Annotated in this window: 17 protein-coding genes and 1 pseudogene; 4 read left to right on the top strand and 14 right to left on the bottom strand. The window is 62.0% G+C overall.

Translation table 11 applies throughout. The annotated features are described in order from the left end of the window. Positions 1 to 226: 226 nt before the first annotated feature. From NBH21_RS03255 to NBH21_RS03290, 8 genes are all read right to left on the bottom strand, one after another. Positions 227 to 1,216 carry an NUDIX hydrolase gene (locus tag NBH21_RS03255; RefSeq protein ID WP_250912505.1) on the bottom strand — a complete coding sequence of 330 codons (990 nt, stop codon included), beginning with the start codon at positions 1,214 to 1,216 and terminating at the stop codon, positions 227 to 229. After that, positions 1,213 to 1,749: a tyrosine phosphatase family protein gene (locus NBH21_RS03260; RefSeq protein ID WP_250912506.1), complete on the bottom strand. Its 537-nt coding sequence runs from the start codon at positions 1,747 to 1,749 to the stop codon at positions 1,213 to 1,215. Before NBH21_RS03260 ends, NBH21_RS03255 begins: the two co-directional genes overlap by 4 nt. After that, a complete protein-coding gene (locus NBH21_RS03265) occupies positions 1,746 to 2,372 on the bottom strand; it encodes an HD family hydrolase (RefSeq protein WP_250912507.1) in 627 nt (208 codons plus the stop codon). Before NBH21_RS03265 ends, NBH21_RS03260 begins: the two co-directional genes overlap by 4 nt. Before the next feature lie 2 nt (positions 2,373 to 2,374). Next, positions 2,375 to 3,214, bottom strand: a complete 840-nt coding sequence (gene ygfZ, locus NBH21_RS03270; protein ID WP_250912508.1) for a CAF17-like 4Fe-4S cluster assembly/insertion protein YgfZ — start codon at positions 3,212 to 3,214, stop codon at positions 2,375 to 2,377. A 118-nt stretch (positions 3,215 to 3,332) separates the two neighbouring features. Then, positions 3,333 to 4,085: a hypothetical protein gene (locus NBH21_RS03275; RefSeq protein WP_250912509.1), complete on the bottom strand. Its 753-nt coding sequence runs from the start codon at positions 4,083 to 4,085 to the stop codon at positions 3,333 to 3,335. A gap of 22 nt (positions 4,086 to 4,107) precedes the next feature. Next, the gene (locus NBH21_RS03280; protein WP_099057272.1) at positions 4,108 to 4,365 is read right to left on the bottom strand and encodes a hypothetical protein; all 258 of its coding nucleotides are present in this window, start codon (positions 4,363 to 4,365) and stop codon (positions 4,108 to 4,110) included. A gap of 92 nt (positions 4,366 to 4,457) precedes the next feature. Then, entirely contained in the window at positions 4,458 to 4,958 is a 501-nt protein-coding gene (locus tag NBH21_RS03285) for a TIGR02301 family protein (protein WP_250912510.1), read from the bottom strand. Then, positions 4,955 to 5,383 (bottom strand): NUDIX hydrolase, encoded by a 429-nt coding sequence (locus NBH21_RS03290; RefSeq protein WP_250912511.1) that lies wholly within the window; start codon positions 5,381 to 5,383, stop codon positions 4,955 to 4,957. Before NBH21_RS03290 ends, NBH21_RS03285 begins: the two co-directional genes overlap by 4 nt. Before the next feature lie 156 nt (positions 5,384 to 5,539). Between NBH21_RS03290 and NBH21_RS03295 the strand changes: the two genes are divergently transcribed. Continuing rightward, the gene (locus NBH21_RS03295) at positions 5,540 to 6,304 is read left to right on the top strand and encodes an SOS response-associated peptidase (protein ID WP_250912512.1); all 765 of its coding nucleotides are present in this window, start codon (positions 5,540 to 5,542) and stop codon (positions 6,302 to 6,304) included. Positions 6,305 to 6,310: 6 nt separating this feature from the next. Here the strand turns inward: NBH21_RS03295 and NBH21_RS26030 are convergent, their stop codons facing one another. From NBH21_RS26030 to NBH21_RS03305, 3 genes and pseudogenes are all read right to left on the bottom strand, one after another. Continuing rightward, a complete protein-coding gene (locus NBH21_RS26030) occupies positions 6,311 to 6,445 on the bottom strand; it encodes a hypothetical protein (RefSeq protein WP_257791089.1) in 135 nt (44 codons plus the stop codon). Between the two features lie 196 nt (positions 6,446 to 6,641). Next, positions 6,642 to 7,493 (bottom strand): CDP-diacylglycerol--serine O-phosphatidyltransferase, encoded by an 852-nt coding sequence (gene pssA, locus NBH21_RS03300; RefSeq protein ID WP_250912513.1) that lies wholly within the window; start codon positions 7,491 to 7,493, stop codon positions 6,642 to 6,644. Between the two features lie 20 nt (positions 7,494 to 7,513). Beyond that, positions 7,514 to 8,227: pseudogene (locus NBH21_RS03305) on the bottom strand (phosphatidylserine decarboxylase); the annotation flags it as partial. A gap of 454 nt (positions 8,228 to 8,681) precedes the next feature. Between NBH21_RS03305 and NBH21_RS03310 the strand changes: the two are divergent. Then, positions 8,682 to 9,815, top strand: a complete 1,134-nt coding sequence (locus tag NBH21_RS03310) for a sensor domain-containing diguanylate cyclase (RefSeq protein WP_250912515.1) — start codon at positions 8,682 to 8,684, stop codon at positions 9,813 to 9,815. 19 nt (positions 9,816 to 9,834) lie between these two features. Here the strand turns inward: NBH21_RS03310 and NBH21_RS03315 are convergent, their stop codons facing one another. Further along, a complete protein-coding gene (locus NBH21_RS03315) occupies positions 9,835 to 11,721 on the bottom strand; it encodes an ABCB family ABC transporter ATP-binding protein/permease (protein WP_250912516.1) in 1,887 nt (628 codons plus the stop codon). A gap of 114 nt (positions 11,722 to 11,835) precedes the next feature. Further along, a complete protein-coding gene (locus NBH21_RS03320; RefSeq protein WP_250912517.1) occupies positions 11,836 to 13,803 on the bottom strand; it encodes a LysM peptidoglycan-binding domain-containing protein in 1,968 nt (655 codons plus the stop codon). A gap of 155 nt (positions 13,804 to 13,958) precedes the next feature. Here NBH21_RS03320 and NBH21_RS03325 point away from each other — a divergent pair, with 155 nt between their 5' ends. Further along, positions 13,959 to 14,579, top strand: a complete 621-nt coding sequence (locus NBH21_RS03325) for an LOG family protein (protein WP_250912518.1) — start codon at positions 13,959 to 13,961, stop codon at positions 14,577 to 14,579. Between the two features lie 15 nt (positions 14,580 to 14,594). On the opposite strand, the gene rarD is transcribed toward NBH21_RS03325, so the two are convergent. Further along, entirely contained in the window at positions 14,595 to 15,503 is a 909-nt protein-coding gene (gene rarD / locus NBH21_RS03330) for an EamA family transporter RarD (protein ID WP_250912519.1), read from the bottom strand. Between the two features lie 145 nt (positions 15,504 to 15,648). On the opposite strand from rarD, the gene NBH21_RS03335 reads away from it, so the two are divergent. Then, positions 15,649 to 16,560 (top strand): protein-L-isoaspartate O-methyltransferase family protein, encoded by a 912-nt coding sequence (locus NBH21_RS03335; protein ID WP_250912520.1) that lies wholly within the window; start codon positions 15,649 to 15,651, stop codon positions 16,558 to 16,560. Positions 16,561 to 16,578 lie beyond the last annotated feature (18 nt).

Raw genomic sequence — 16,578 nt, forward strand, 5'->3', positions numbered from 1 at the left:
GTGATGCTCGACTGTCGGGGCGGATCGCAAGTCGCTATCGTTGAGTATTTACCTGACTTGCCTGATGATCTTACGGAAAACGGACCAAACGTCCACCGCATGCATCCAATACCGCAAGCCGACCAAGACCGAATTGCTCCTCTTCCTGCCACTTCAACAGGGCTGCATGGAGCGGGAGGCCGACCGGTCAAGCTTCTGTCCGTGTCGCCGGGGTTGCGCGGTCCTCTCAGCGGCCGCCGACCTTGAGCCCCGGAGCGGGGCGTTCCTCGAGGATCTGCCGGCGGAAACGGAATAGCGCTGCGGGGCGGCCACCCGTGGCCGCCTGCGTTCCGCCCGTCGGCTCGACCAGTTCGGCACCCTCGACCAGACGGCGGAAATTCTGTTTGTGCAGATGCCGCCCGGAGATCGCCTCGACCGTTGCCTGCAGGTCCGTCAGGGTGAATTCCGGTGGCATGAGTTCGAACACCACCGGCCGGTATTTGATCTTGCTGCGCAGCCTCGCGAGCGCCGTTGCCGCGATCCGGCGATGGTCGAAGCGCATCGGCGTACCGAGAGGGATGGCAACCCGACGTGCCGGAACCCGTTCGTCCAGAACCGCTTCCTCGATCAGGCCTGCTTCGTAAAGCAGTTCGTAGCGCTCCAGAACCCGTTCCTCGTCGAACGGGAAGTCATCGAGGCCAAAGGCGAGCTTCAGGCGGGATTTGCGCGAGGGACGCATGGTGTCGCTGTCCTCCACCGGCGCTTCCTCGGCCCACACGGAAAGGGCAGGCAGGATCACCTGGTCGAGGATGGCAGGGCGTCCGCGACGCCAGTCCTCCCAGGGCAGGTAGCCGTACCAGTCCCGCCAGTGAACGCCGGCCGCATGCAGGCTTTCTCGACGGGCGGGATACATGCGGGTCAGTGCCAGATAACCGACGGAGACGACATGCATGCCACTGTCGCCCGGCATCTTGTGGCGCCCCTGATCGCCGAAGGTGTAGAGTTGTTCGATATAGCCCATGTGCAGCGCCGTCTGGGCAGTGACGGTGGTGCGCAGCGACACTTCCATCGTGCGGTGACGAGACGGATCAAAGGGGCCGAAAGGCAGTGCCTCCAGCGGGCTTGTCGGATCGCTGACGACGAGCAGGCGCGGGCTGCGGTCAGCCACCGCGACGATTGCGGCGTTGAGGCCGATCTCGATTGCCGCCGGCCGTTCGCTGATCGGTCCTTCGGTCATGGCACTTTGTCCGCCTGTTCCGGCAAGGCGAGGGTGAACGGCGCATTGCCATCGGTATCGGCGCCGCGTCCGATTGCCTTGACCGCGCGAACCAGCGCGCCGCCGCGTCCGAGGAGATCGTCGCCGATCTCGATCAGGCGCGTATTCGGTGTGGCATAGGGAGAGGCCGCGCGAAGCCGCTGTGCCAGAATATCATCGGCTTCATCGGGCGAAACGGCGAGGCTTGCGATCAGGGCGGCAGCCGGCGAGCGGGATACACCCATCCAGCAATGGATGAGCAGAGGCGTAGTGCGATCCCAGGAACGGGCGAAATCGATGATCTCCCGTACATGGGCCTCCTGCGGCGCGATCAGATTGCCGGTGCCGGCAAAGCTGATGTCGTTCATCTTGAGCTTCAGGTGTCGTTCAGCTGAAATCACCGCAGGGCGATGAAAATCCTGCCCCTCGGCAATCAGGCTGACCATTTCACGCGCCTTGTGGCGGACGGCCATCTCGGCGATGCGGGAGAGCGGCGCGACGACGATATAGCTCATAGGAGCACCTTCGCACCGGGCTTGCGGGCAGCTTCGATTTCTTCGAAACGCCGAAGGAAAAGTGCCTGCGCCTTGAATGCCGGAAGTGGTTCCATCGACAGGCTGTCGCGGGTGATGCCCCGCGGCTGGCCGAAGAATTTCTTCGCCTCGCTTTCGGAGAAGCCTGCGAGTTCCGTCGCCTCGAAATAGGCGGAGACACGGTCGGCCTTCTTGATCTGGCTCTTGAGGTCCGCGGGCGGGTGCGGGGGAAGCGCGAAGCGCAGGTGAATCGCAGCCTCCAGCCGTTTCTCGACGGCCTCGTAGCCGCCGCCGACGACCGCCTTGAACGGGGAAATCATGTCGCCGATCACATATTCCGGCGCGTCATGCAGCAACGCCATCAGCTGCTCGTCCACCGTCGCCCTGGGGTTGCCGCGGCTGAAAACGTCCTCGACAATCAGGCTGTGCTGGGCGACGGAGAAGGCGTGGTCGCCGGAGGTCTGGCCGTTCCAGCGGGCGACGCGCGCCAGTCCGTGTGCGATATCGGTGATCTCCACGTCCAGCGGTGACGGGTCGAGAAGATCGAGCCGGCGGCCGGACAGCATGCGCTGCCAGGCGCGGCCCGAATTGTCGCCGACTGCCATTCTCAGGCCTCCTCGGAGGCGCTCGTCGGGAAACTGAGGCCGCTCCAAGTGGGCAGCGCAAGCGCAACCGGAACGTTGGCTGCGAGGATGCCGGCATCTGTGCTGATTGCTTCGCCTGCGCGGTCGATGCGCACGATGGCAAGGCCGCGATTGCCTGTTACCGTGCCGAGCGTTCCGATCGGCTTGCCCTGCGCAGTAAGCTCCGTTCCCGTCGGCGGCAGGTTTTCCTCTGCCGTGACGATCACCACGCGTCGGCGGGCAGTGCCGCGATGCTGCATGCGCGACACCACTTCCTGCCCGACATAACAGCCCTTCTTGAAGGAGACGCCGCCGGAAAGGTCGAGCAGGATATCGTGCGGGAAGGCGTCCTGAAGGGCGTAGTCACGGCCTGATTCCACAACGCCGGAGAGAACCCGCAGCGCATCGTAGCCTGCCGCATTGTGCGTGCCATGTTCGCCCGGCTGGCGCTTCAATGCCACGTCGGCGCGAGCAAAGCGGAAATCGGAAACGCCTTCGCTGGCGATATCCTCACCCCAGGAAACGGTGACGCCTGATTGCGCTTCGGCAGCGATCGTGACCGCAGCCCTGAGCTTGTACATGGAAAGGCGTTTTATCAGGCCTTCCAGCTGGGAAGAGGCCGTCTCCAGAACGAAGGCTTGGCCGTCGCGCCAGATCAGGAAATCGAACAGGATCTTGCCCTGCGGCGTCAGCAGGGCACCCGGCCTTGCTTCACCGACCGGCATGGCTTCGATGTCGGTGGTGATGAGGTTCTGAAGGAAATGCTCGGCGTCCGCTCCGCTGACGCGAATGAGGGAGCGGTCTTGCAAGAAGGCGGCTGGCATCGTCGTCCCAATCCCGGTTGCTCGTTATCCGATGCTGTAGAACATCGGGCTGCAAAAGGGAATCGTTTCCATTGGCCGCAATCGAGACGATCCACGGGAATGGTGGAATGGGCGGGCGTCAGTCTCCGGCGGTGAAGAATTTCCACTTGCCGTCGGGAGAGATGCCGACGCGGAAGAAGTTGTAGTTTCCCTGCTCCTGCATGTCGGCATAGTCGCCTGCAGTGACGATTCGCAGCAGTTCAACCTTCTCCGGCGGCGTTAGCGATGTCAGCGACTTCTCGGCGAAGTAGGGCCAGACATAGGCTTCTTCCGGCGTGCCGACGTCGACATGAACAAAGCCGGTGGAAAGCACATCGATGAGGATCGCCAGGATTTCGATCCCGTCGTCATCGCCGGAAAGACCTTTCAGGGTCGTGACCGGATCGGCATCTTCGGCATCCAGCAGGATCTGCGTCTGGTTGGGGCCGGGATTGAGGAAGGGGCGAAGCCGCTCGATGTCGCCGGATGCGGCTGCTTCGATCAGCTGTTCGCGCAGGTGACGCACGGCTTCCGGCGCCTTGCTGATGTCGTAGATGACTTCCGGCGGCGGCTCTTCCGCATCCGCAGCCTTGTCCTGCTGCGGCTTGTTGATCAGCGGATCGGGGGAGGGAATGCCCGGCAAAGCCTCATCAGCCGGAGCCTCCGTTTCCGGCGTCTCCTCCGGGGAGGTCTGGTTCTCTTCGGGCTGTTCTTCGCTATGCGGCGCCGGCAGCTGCTTGATGTCGGAAAGTGCAAAGGCTGCATTTCCCCACACCGTCACCGCGGACAAAGCCGTCGATACGGCAATCATGGCCGCAAGGCCGCTGCGCCTGACATTACGTCCGATATGCATCGTCCGTCCTCTGGGATTCTGGTTACTGTACGCGCCGCTCGGGAGAAAATTCGCCGGCCAGCATGCGGGTCCGCAAGGCTTCGAGGATTGCCTCGGCACCATCCTCGCCATGGATGCGGATGGTTTCGCGCATGGCGAGCGCAAAAGCGGCATCCGCGATGATTTCCGGTTCGATGCCATCGGCCATGCCATCGGCCCATGCCTCGTTCTGGTATTCCAACGCGGCCTGCATCTTCTCGTGTACGATCATGTCGTCGATCTCGTTGCGGCGCGGTTCCATGGGCTTACTCTAGTCCTTACTCAGCTGTTAACGACTTTAGCAGCCTTTTGCCGAAACGACACGGCTGCAAGGTAAAACAGGTTAATTTATCGTTAATTTCCGAAGCGGGAAGCAATTTCAACAGCGAGTGTTGCGCCTTCGTTACGGTAATTCTCTTCCGCGGTCGCCGCTGCCGGGGTGCAGGTGGTGTAAACGGAGGCGAATGAGCGGTAACCTCGGTTGTAGGCCGCGATCATTCGTGCCTTGCGCTTCGGTTCCGTCGCCGTCTCCGAATCGATAAGTTTCTGGATGGCCTCGCGCCATTCCGGTTCACCGCCAGCAACGCAGAGATTGCGCAGGTAATGCACCGCGCCCATGATCTCGGAGAGCCGGGCAAGGCGATCGTCGTAAGGCGCCGGTTTCTCTTCCGGCGCGACCGTCTCTTCCGGGGCATTCTTCGCTGCCTTGTCCTGTGCCACTGTTGGCAAGGCCGTGCAGTTGATGGCGGCGGCGGTCAGCAACCCGCAAACGAGAGCCTTGAAGCAGAGTTGACCGCGTTCTCGCGGGAGGAGCAGGCCGAAACTGCCTGCGCAAGCAAAGTGGGCCTTCGTCATGCGCGTGTCTCCAGCCCTTCCGCTAGCCGTTCCACGCAGGCGCGAACACTTGGCGGAACGGGCAGGGCATAGATCTCTTCCGGCAGGAACCATCCGGCCTCCGTGGCGTCGCTGTCGGCGCGCACGACCGTTTCTGCATCGGCGTCGAGGCGGAAGACGGAGAGAAGGAAATGACTGCCGGCCACACCTTCTTCCGGCAGAAGCTCCAGTTCTTCGAAAAGTCTGGGATTGCTGCCCAGAATGCCGGTTTCCTCGAGAAGTTCGCGAATGGCCGTCTCTGCCGGTGTCTCGCCCGGTTCGGCTCTGCCGCCCGGAAAGGCATAGAGATCGGCCGCCGGCGGGTTCATCCGCTTGACCAGCAGGAAGCGGCCGTCACGTTCGACGATGGCGGATGAGGCGAGGCGGGGTTGGCTTTGTGTCTGCATGAGGTCTCTGCAAATGGGCCGCCGTCGTTCCGGATTCGTCGATGCGGCGTTTCGCGGCGAATATCGGGTTATTCTCTCGCGACCGCAAGGGAATTGCTGCTGCGCCACATCGGCCTCTGCTTGACCGCCCGGATGCTGGCTGGCATGGATCACTGCATGTGCGGACGCTTTTCACTGACGGCAACGCCGGATGAGGTGCGGGAAACTTTCGGGCTCGTGGAGCTTGAGGGCTTTCCGGCCCGCTACAACATTGCCCCGACCCAGCCGATCCTGGTCGTCGTCTCCAGCGACAGGCGCGAACCGGGCAGCAACCTGCCTGAGCGGCAGGCCGTTCTCGTGCGTTGGGGGTTCCTGCCGGGTTGGGTCAAGGATCCGCGCGATTTTCCGCTGCTCATCAATGCGCGCTCGGAAACGGCGATCGGCAAGGCCTCGTTCCGCGCCGCGATGCGCCATCGCCGCGTTCTGGTTCCTGCCTCGGGTTTCTACGAATGGCATCGGCCTAGCAAGGAGAGCGGAGAGGCGTCTCAAGCCTACTGGATCCGTCCGCGCCATGGCCGGATCGTCGCTTTTGCGGGTTTGATGGAAATCTGGTCCTCCGCCGATGGTTCGGAGGTGGATACCGGCGCGATCCTGACGGTATCGGCCAATCGCACGATCGGCCGTATTCACGACCGGATGCCGGTCGTCATCAAGCCGGAGGATTATACCCGCTGGCTCGATTGCAAGTCGGGCGAACCACGCGATGTAGCGGATCTCATGGTGCCGGCGGAGGAGGATTTCTTTGAGGCGGTGCCTGTCTCCAACCTTGTCAACAAGGTTGCCAACACCGGTCCTGAGATCCAGGAACCGGTTGGCAATAGCCTTCCGCCGGCGAAAGCGCCGGTCGGCAAGGCGAATGGCGGTCAGCTCAGTCTATTCTGAGCTTGTTCAGGCGATCTGCTTGGCAGGCTTGCGCTTCAACATCAGCGCGGCTGCCAATACCGCCTTCAGGCCCAGAGGCCGGTAATGGGAATCCAGATTGCTGGTCGCCGGCTTCCCCTCGGCGGAAGTCTTCTTCTGCATGTCATGCTCCTGTGGGTGTTTCCTGAGTCTTCGTCTTCTTATTTTTTGCTCTCTCTGAGTAGATCATGACAAAAACGTGACGCTTTCAATGACGCAAATCAAATTTAGTCAATATCGACCATATTCCGCGATCAACGGCATGGTGAACGCGTCGGGGCAAGCCGGAAAACCTTGAAAAACAATAGGCAGGAGCGTGTCAGAGACCGCGGTCGATTTCGGTCAATCCGTTCTCGTGTCCCTCTTCGCCGATGGTCAGCGTGCCGTAGCGACGACGCCAGGCGCGTGCGCCGAAGGGGAGCGAGAGGAGATAGGCGAGCACGGTGAACGACAGAACTTCGAAGGTGAAGCTCATCAACAGGGCGACGTAAAGAACGACACCGAGAATCATCGGCAATACGAGATCGCGGCGGATGCGGCTCGTCTCCGACTTTCCGGACCAGACCGGCAGACGGCTGACTAGCAGATAACCGATCAGGACCGTATAGAGCGATCCTGCATAGGCGACGGGCGCCGTCGGTGGCACGCCGAGAAAGCCGAGATAAACAGGCAGCAGCACCAGCATGGCCCCGGCAGGCGCCGGCACGCCGACGAAATATTCCGATTGCCAGGGAGCCTTGGTCTCACGATCCGCCATGACATTGAAGCGGGCGAGCCGAAGGCCGGCGGCGATCGCATAGAGCAGAGCCGCGATCCAGCCGAGCGAGCGGGCCTGATCCAGGATGAAGGCATAGAGCACGAGCGCAGGGGCCACGCCGAAGTTTACGATATCGGCCAGCGAATCCATCTGGGCGCCGAACTTGGACGTCGCCTTCATCATGCGGGCGATCCGCCCGTCGATACCATCGAGGAATGCCGCAGCCAGCACCATCATCACCGCCAGTTCGTAACGGTTTTCGAAGGCGAGCCGGATACCGGTCAGGCCAGCGCAGATGGCCAGCACGGTGATCAGGTTCGGAACGACAAGCCGCAGCGGGATCTCCCGAAGCCTTGGGCCTCGCGAACCGTCATCCTTGGCTATGCCCTCGGGCTGCTGCTGTGCTGTCTGCATGTGCCTTGCTCCCGCGACGCTCAGCTTCGACGGCTGACGACCGGACCCTTGGAGGAGCCGAATTCGGCAATCACGGTTTCCCCCGCAATGGCCGTCTGGCCAAGGGAGACGCGCGGTTCCGCGCCTGCCGGAAGGAATACGTCGAGGCGCGAGCCGAAACGGATCAGGCCGAAACGTTCGCCGGCATCCAGCGGTTCGTTGGTGTGGGTCCAGCAGACGATGCGGCGTGCGACGAGGCCGGCGATCTGCACAACGCCGATTTCGCCATGGGTGCTTTCGATCACGATGCCGTTACGCTCGTTTTCCTGGCTGGCCTTGTCGAGTTCGGCATTGAGGAAGCTGCCTTCGCGATAGGCAACGTTGATGACGCGGCCACGCACGGGTGCGCGGTTCACATGGCAGTTGAACACATTCATGAAGATCGAGATGCGCAGCATCGGATCGCTGCCGAGGCCCAGTTCTTCCGGCGGCGCGACCATCTGGATGGCCGATACGCGGCCGTCAGCCGGGCTGATGACCAGATCGTCATCCTGCGGGGTGACCCGTTCCGGATCGCGGAAGAAATAGGCGCACCACAACGTCAGCACGAAGCCGACCCAGAAGAGCGGTTCGAAAAGCCAGCCAAGGATGAGGGAGGCCACAAAGAATGCGGCAACGAAGGGATAACCTTCCTTGTGCACCGGCACGATGGACTTACGAATGCTCTCGAACAGATCCATGATTACCTCGCGTCGTTGCTGTTCCGGGTCTTGAAGCCGTTCCCGCGCAGTCGCAGCAACGGGAGAAACTTCGGATTTGTGGCTGCTGACTAACCCGAAAGCGCGTCCGGGGCAATGCTTGCGGCCGTCAAAGCCTGTTTACGCGACATTCGGTCCGGCGGCCGGGAGAGGGCCGGAGGTTCCATGCTGCGTCGCCGCAAAATGGAAGATTCATGCACCTTCCGTCAACGATTAACCGCTAAAAATGGCGGGTATGCATTGCAGGCCGTGACGTGCGGAGCCTTGTTTCCCGCACATTGAAATGGACGAACGAGTGCGTGGGGCTGGGAAGACTGCTGACGAAGATAGGCGGCGCAGGGAGCGCGGTGATCTGTTCTGGATCGCTGCACCGGGTCGTTCCGTTCCCCCAACCTTGCTGCAGGCCGGAGTGATAGCAAGGCGGGAAGCAAGGGAGATTGCCGATCATGCCGTGGTATTCGCCCCTCTTGCCCGGGAAAGCCTCGGTGTCGGTATCCGCGATCTGCGCCGTACTCTGGGGGAGCGCGCCTATATCGTGATCGTTGTCGAGGAAAATCTCGGCTCCGAGTGGTTCGACCGCGCGCTCGACCTTGGTGCAGACGATGTGCTGGCGGATGTTGACGACGCCGAAGTCGCGCGCTGTCTCTCCCGCGCCCGCAAGGTGCAGGAGCGCTCGCGCCGGGCCGAGGATGAGGTGGGACACGTCACCCTCGAACGCGACTATCTGCAAGCTTGCATCGATCACCTGCCGACGCCGATCTTCTTCAAAAACGTGGAAGGCGTCTATGTAGGCTGCAACTCTGCCTTTGCCGAATATCTCGGACTGCCGCTTGAAACGATTCTGGGGGCATCCGTCTATGACGTCGCGCCCGCGGAGATCGCGCGACGATATCAGGCGGCCGACGACGCGCTGTTCGACAGTGGGGGTGTGCAGGTCTACGAAAGCAAGGTCTGTCACTCCAACGGGGACATGCGTTTCGTCGAATTCCAGAAGGCAGTGATCAAGAGCCGGAACCAGGGCGTTTACGGCATCGCCGGCGCGATCCTCGACATTACCGACCGCAAGCGGCTGGAGACGCAGCTGATCGAGGCCGCCGAGCGCGATCCCCTGACTAACGCCTATAATCGCCGCAAGTTCTTCCAGCTTGCCGAAGATGCCGCCGAATGGGCGCGCAACGGTGCAAGACCCGTCTCGGTCGCCATCATCGACGTCGACCAGTTCAAGCTGATCAACGATCGCCTCGGGCATTCCGAGGGCGACAACGTGCTCTGCACGGTCTCGCAGGTGCTGGAGGCCGCCAGCGGGGAGAACAATATCGTCGCCCGCGCCGGCGGGGAAGAATTCTATGCGCTGTTTCCGGGGTTGCTCATTAAGGACGCAGCGGCGATCGCGGATGACATGCGCAGCGAGGTCGAGCGCTTCTGCCGTATCGATACGCTGTCGTCTGTCGCGGGAACTGTCAGCGTTGGCCTCGCCCAGTTCGATCCGGAGTTCGAAAGTCTGGACGAGGCGCTGAAACGTGCCGATTCCGCCCTTTATCTCGCCAAGCGCGAGGGGCGAAACCGGCTCTGCCTAGCCGACTGAGGCGTAGAACCCGCGACCGTCAGATCGCCGGCGCCTTGCGCACCACCACGCCGAGTTCGTCGCTTTCGCGCACCTGCCGCAGATGCTCTTCCGCCTGGGTCGCTTCGCGCTGGCGGTTCCACATCGAGGCGTAGAGCCCGTTCTTTTCCAGAAGCGCCGAATGCGTTCCGCGTTCGGCGATCTCGCCGCCCTTGAGCACGATGATCTCGTCGGCCCCGACGACGGTCGAGAGGCGATGCGCGATCACCAGCGTCGTGCGGTTTTCCGAAACGATATCGAGCGCTGCCTGGATTTCCTGTTCGGTCGTGGTGTCGAGTGCCGAGGTCGCCTCGTCGAGGATCAGGATCGGCGGCGCTTTCAGCACGGTGCGGGCGATCGCCACACGCTGCTTCTCTCCGCCGGAGAGCTTGAGCCCGCGCTCACCGACCATCGTCTTGAAGCCTTCGGGCAATTCGCGAATGAAGCGGCTGATCTGCGCGATATCCGCCGCCTGTTCGATCTCTGCATCGGTGGCACTCGGGCGGCCGTAGCGGATGTTGTAGGCGATGGTGTCGTTGAACAGCACGGTATCCTGCGGCACCATGCCGATCACCTTGCGCAGGCTTTGCTGGGTGACGTCACGCACATCCTGGCCGTCGATGGTGATCGATCCTTGCTGGATGTCATAGAAGCGGTAGAGCAGACGCGAGATCGTCGATTTGCCCGCGCCGGAAGGGCCGACCACGGCTACCGTCTTGCCGGCCGGCACCTCGAAGGAAATGCCCTTGAGGATGGGCCGCTGCGGATCGTAGGCGAAGTGGACGTCCTTGAAGGCGATGCTGCCCTGAGCGATGGCAAGCGCCGGTGCACCGGGCTTGTCGACCACTTCCGCCTGAACTTCGAGGAGGTCGAACATCTGTTCGATGTCGGTGAGACCCTGCCGGATCTCGCGATAGACGAAGCCGATGAAGTTGAGCGGAATCGAAAGCTGCATCAGCATCGCGTTGATGAAGACGAAATCGCCGATGGTCTGCTCGCCGCGCTGCACCGCGAGCGCGGACATGACCATCATGACGGCGGTGCCGAGGCCGAAAATCACGCCCTGGCCGAAGTTGAGCCAGCCGAGCGAGGTCCAGACTTCGGTCGCGGCTTTTTCATAACGCGCCATCGACCCGTCGAACCGCTTGGCCTCCATCTCCTCGTTGCCGAAATACTTGACGGTCTCGAAGTTCAGGAGCGAGTCGATTGCCTTGGTGTTGGCGTCGGTGTCGCTGTCGTTCATCGCGCGGCGAATGTTGATGCGCCAGTCGCTGGCCTTGATGGTGAACCAGATATAGGCACAGACGGTGATGGCTGTGACAGCAAGATACGAAAAGCCGTAGCCCCACCAGAAGATCACAGCCGTCAGCAGGAATTCGATGAGCGTCGGAACGGAATTGAGAATGGTGAAACGGACGATCGTCTCGATGCCCTTGGTGCCGCGCTCGATGATGCGCGAAAGGCCGCCGGTCTTGCGTTCCAGATGGAAGCGCAGGGAAAGCCGGTGCATGTGAACGAAGGTCTTGTAGGCAAGCTGGCGCACCGCATACTGCCCGACGCTGGCAAACAGTGCGTCACGCAGCTGGTTGAGACCGACCTGAGCGATACGGACGACGTTATAGGCGATGACGAGCACCACCGCGCCAAGCAGGAAGGCGGGCAAGAGACCGACCATGTCGAGCTTGCCGTTCAGCGCATCCGTCGCCCACTTGAAGAAGTAGGGAACGAGGATCAGCACGAATTTTGAGATGATCAGGAAAACGGTGGCCCAGACGACCCGCATCTTCAGGTCGCGGCGGTCGGCGGGCCACATATAGGGCCACAGATTGACCAGCGTACCCATTGGGTTGCTGCTGTCGGCAGAAACCGTCTTCTTCCTGTCAGCCATGAATGCCGGCCCCGTCCTTGCGCAAACGATAAAAGGCGGCGGTCCCGACCGGACCGCCGCCTCTCGGCAAATAGGATCTAGCCCCGGCTAATGCAATGGGCGTTTTTCTGATCGTCAGTTCAGCTTTTCGCCATGCAGTCTCTTGCGGTGCAGTTCTTCCGCATTCGGCAGTGCTTCGTTCGGGACGGAAAAAATCTGGCCCGGTTCGATCCTGTCCGGATTGGCGATGTCTTTGGCGTTCGCCAGATAGATCGTCGTGTAGCGGACGCCCTGACCATAGACGCGGCGGGAGATCTGCCAAAGCGTATCGCCACGCCGGATGATGACGCTGTTGCGGCTTTCCTGTAGCGGAGCCTGCGTGATCGTTTTCGGTTCGGCGATCGCTGTCTCGGTCGACGGGCTCTGCTCCTGAACGGCAACGGCAGGCGTGGGCGCTGCCGGTGCAAGAATTGCGTCGATCAGGCTGGCAAGCTGTGGCAGGGCGGTGCCCATTGTCTTGACGTCGCCGGCCGGAACCGCACGCAGCGCAGAAAGTGCGGTCTTGGCTCCACCTGCGGCCTGCGAAATGAAGTCGATCAGTGCCTGACCCGTCGATGACGGCAGGCGGAAGTCAGCGATGGACTGGAGACCGATTTCCGTTGCGGAGCGGGCGGCGGCCAGTTCCTCGATCGCGGGCGACTTGCCGTCAGCGTAGAGACCCTTGAGGATGGCGAAAGCCTTGGTCAGTGCATCGCGCTGCTTTTCGAAGGCGGCCTGTTCCAGAGGAACGAGGGCACCGGCTTCGCCGGAGGCCTGCGCAACGACCGAGACCTGATCGCCGGCCGGGCGGTCGAACGGTACGGAGGCCTTCACCTTGACGTTGCCGTTCTCGTCCAGCAGTTCGACGGTGATGACATGGCCGCCGACCGGCAGGTCGATGATGCCTTCGACCACGAAATGGCCGGTTGCGTCCGTCTTGGTTTCTCCGATCCGCGTTTCGTCCGCCAGCGCACGCACGGTGCTTGCTGCAGGCGCTTCGCCGGCGACGAAGATACGCTTGCCCTCGATTTCCACGGCGCTGACCTGGATTTCGGCCTTCACGGCAGGGGCGGCCGGCGTTGCGGGCGCGGAAGTCGCGCCATTGTCGGTCGTAGCCGTTGCTGTTTCCGCTGCAACGCGGCTCTGTTTGGCGTCGGAATTCACTGTTTCAGGCAGGGTAATCATGCGGCTCGCTTCGCCGGGCTTGGTGACCATGGCCAGCAGCTTGCCGTCAGCCGAGTTGGGCACCGATATGGTCGCCATCTCTTCGGATGTGGCGGTCTTGCCGTCCTTGCCGGTGACGCGTAGCGCCAGCACGTGATCGCCGGGCGGCAGCGGCTGGTCCAGAACAGCCACGAAATCGCCGTTCGGCTCGACCTGTACCGAGGTCACGGTCTTGTCGCCGTTGACAATGTCGAGCTTGGCACCGGGTTCGGCGCTACCGGCAATCACCGTCGAGCCATCGGGCTCGACGCGCAGAACATCGAAGCGCGGCAGAGTCGAGGCGCTTTCGTTGGCGGGTGCCGGGGGCGCTGCTTCCGTTGCGAGGTCGGCCGGGGCGGGGGTGCCCTGCAGGGCGTGCTCTATCGGTCCCAGAAGGGTGCTGGCTGCAGACGGATCCTGCGGAAGCGCTTCGAGCAGCGCCAGCGCCTTGGCGGCATTGTCGCGAGCGCTCGTCAGCGCATCGATGGCTGATGTGTCGGGCAATTGCGGAATTTCAAGCGCCGAAAGAGCCGAGAGCGCGGTCTGCGCGGCTGACTTCGCCGACGTGAAAGCCTCGACCGCCGGTGTCTTTCCATCGGCGAACAGGGCCGACAGGCCTTGAACGGCGGTCGTCGCATCTGCCTTCAGACGATCCATCTTCTCGGCTGCGGACTTGCCGGCTTCGGCAAGCGTCGTTTCCGCCTTCGCTGCCGTATCCTTGGTTGTGTCGGCTGCCGTCGTCGTCGGCTTCTCGGCTTCCTTGCCGGTCTCGGAAATCCGCGGCAATACGAAGAACACCATCAGCAGAGTCGCGACGCCCAGCACCAACAAAGCGACCCATCCGGTGCGGTTTTTCATCATTCTTTCTCTCCGGGCGGATAAACCGCCATGACCCCAAGGAAATTGCTAGCCTCATCTGACCGTTTTCACAAGCGTTCTCAAGGGATTCCGGGTTTCCGCGCACCGCTTTCCGTCTATTTTGTTGACCTCGCGCGCCCTGCATAGTTTTTTGGGGCATGAACGAAAACAATTTTCCGATTCGATCCGTCTGCGTCTACTGCGGCTCACAGCCTGGACGCGATCCCGCTTACATTGCTGCTGGCCGTGCGCTTGGCCGCTCCATCGCCACACACGGGATGCGCCTCGTCTATGGCGGCGGCACCAAGGGTATCATGGGGGCGGTTGCAAGCGGCGTTCTTTCGAACGGCGGCAAGGTGACCGGGATCATCCCGGATTTCCTCGTCGACATGGAGGCGACACGCCATTCCCTCGGTCAGCTCGACGACCTGATTATCACGCCGGACATGCATGCGCGCAAGCATGCGATGTTCGAGCGCGCCGATGCCTTCGTGACGCTTCCGGGCGGTATCGGAACGCTTGAGGAGATCGTCGAGATCATGACCTGGGCCCAGCTCGGACGCCATGAGAAGCCGATGGTCTTCGTCAACGTCAACGGCTTCTGGGACCCCATGCTGGAGCTGATCCGCCACATGCGCGATCAGGGCTTCATCCACACCGGGCATCGCGTACAGCCGCTCGTCATCGCAGATGTCGAGGAAGTCGTGCCGACAATCCTCGACAGGCTTGAGGCTGCCGGCAGAAACGCTGGTTCCGGCGAAGTTATTTCCAAGCTGTAAGGCAAGGCCGGCGCGTCAGCGCCGGCGGTAATCCCGGATCATCGGCAGGGAGTAGAGCACGAGCGCTGCCCAGATCAGCGGGAAGGCGACTGTGCGTGCCGTGCCCAGCGGTTCCTTGAACAGGAAGACGGCAATCAGGAAGATCATCGTCGGTGCGATGTACTGCATGATGCCGATGGTCGAAAGCCTGAGCAGCTTCGCGCCGTTCGCATAGATGATCAGCGGGCAGGCGGTGACGAGACCGCTCGAAAGCAGCAGTATCGTGTCTGTCGAGCTGGTCGTGAAGAAATGGCTCTGGCCGGAAACGCCGAGATAGATCATGTAGGCGAGCGCCGGTAGGCTGAGCAGCAGCACTTCCAGCAGAAAGCCCTGATTGGGGCCGATCGGCAGCGTCTTGCGGAAGAAGGCATAGAAACCCCAGGTCACTGTCAAGCCGAGCGAGACCCATGGAAGCGTTCCGGCTTCGACTGTCAGGATCGTTACCGCGATTGCCGCCAGCGCGATTGCCGCGATCTGGGTGGGCTTCAGTTTTTCCTTGAGCAACACCGCTCCGAGAAACACGGAGAACAGTGGATTGATGAAATAGCCGAGCGCGGTGTCGAGGGCGCGGCCCGCGCCGATTGCCCAGACGTAGAGGCCCCAGTTGATGCTGATCAGCGTCGCCGTGACCGCCGCCATCAGGATGATGCGCGGCGAGCGAAGGGCCGCTTTCAGATCATCGGTCCGCCGGAGGATGAGAAGCACGCCGGCAGCGATCGGAACGGACCAGATGACCCGGTGCGCTATCACCTCCGTTGGCGGGATGTGAGCGACGGCTTTCATGAACAGGGGCAGGAAGCCCCAGATGACATAGGCCGTCAGCGCGAAGGCGAAGCCCCGCGCACTATCTTCATTCTTCATTGCCGGAGCAACAGGGTCCGTCATGGTATTTCCGCCCGAGTTTTTCTTTTTGATCCACCCGGTTACCTGAAGGTTTGCGAATGAACAAATTCATTCCCGTGAACAATGGCTGATTGCATCTGAACCACCGGTGCGGCAGGGTGACGGGGCATTGTTGGCGAGGCAGGAGATGCTGCAGGGTTCAACCATGGAACAACGGCGTCACTACGCGATACGGATGCTGGAAAAGGCCGGTGTCTCGTCGGACACCGCCTTGCTTCATGCTTTCACCCAGGTCCCCCGCGAGGATTTCGTCGGTCCACCGCCCTGGCTGGTCTCCAACCATGGCGGCTATCGTGAAGCGCCATCCGATGATGTCGCCCTTCTCTATGATGACGTGTTGATAGCCCTTGATGCGCCGCGCGGCGTCAACAACGGCAGCCCGTCGCTGCATGCTCTGGGGATTCACGCCCTTGCGCCGAAGCCAGGCGAACGGATCTGTCACATTGGCGCTGGCACAGGCTATTACAGCGCCATCCTCGCCGAGCTCGTCGGCGCCGCCGGGCACGTCAGGGCCGTCGAATATGACGATGAACTTGCCGCCCGCGCCGAGGCCTGCCTGAGAGGGCGGGAGAATGTCGAGGTTGTCAGGGGAAACGGGCTGGAATGGCCGCGCGACGACGTCGATATCGTCTACGTCAACTTCGCCGTCGATCAGCCCGCCGGTCCATGGATCGATCGGCTGAAGCCCGGCGGTCGGCTGCTTTTTCCGCTCGGTGTGCCGATTTTCGAGAAAAGGGGCAAGGGACCGGTCTATTCCGGTATGGCAGGCTATCTCTTTATCCGACGCGAGGAGCAGGGTTATGCCGCGCGCTTCATCGAGAGCGTTTCTTTCGTCTGGGCAGAAGGCGCGCGGTTTTCCGACTGGGCAAGCCACGCGCGGCTTCGTGCGGCCTTCGGAGATAACTGGCGCGCCGTCCGCAGCCTGCGCTGGCGGCAACCGGAACAGCCCGGCGAATGGTATTCCGAAGCCGACTGGGGGCTTTCGACCCGTCCGCCAGATGGAAATATAGGCGAAGCCGTCACCGGGAAGGGCACCTAGCGCCCGGGCCGGAAGATG

It is taken from the genome of Ciceribacter sichuanensis, from assembly GCF_024055605.1.
Classification (GTDB): domain Bacteria; phylum Pseudomonadota; class Alphaproteobacteria; order Rhizobiales; family Rhizobiaceae; genus Allorhizobium; species Allorhizobium sichuanense.